Source organism: Salibacterium sp. K-3, from assembly GCF_054052005.1.
The window spans coordinates 1-241 of record NZ_JBSVZE010000017.1; the positions used below are offsets into that span (position 1 = coordinate 1).

Consider the following 241-nt stretch of genomic DNA (forward strand, 5'->3'; position numbering starts at 1 on the left):
CTGGAAAAACAACGACCATTCGCATGATGGTTGGGTTGATTAATATATCTGAAGGCGATGTACTCATTCAAGGACATAGTATAAAAAAAGATTTTAAACAGGCTGTACGTGAAGTCGGTGCCATTGTTGAAAATCCGGAAATGTATCCATTTATGACAGGGTGGCAAAATTTAAAACATTATGCGCGTATGATGCCAGGTGTAACGGAAGAGCGTATGCTTGAAGTAGTTAAGTTAATGGG

Annotated in this window: 1 protein-coding gene; it reads left to right on the top strand. The window is 39.0% G+C overall.

Going from position 1 to position 241, the window contains the following annotated elements:
* The coding region (locus ACW9JV_RS19340; RefSeq protein ID WP_457337529.1) for an ATP-binding cassette domain-containing protein at positions 1–241 on the top strand (241 nt) is incomplete at both ends.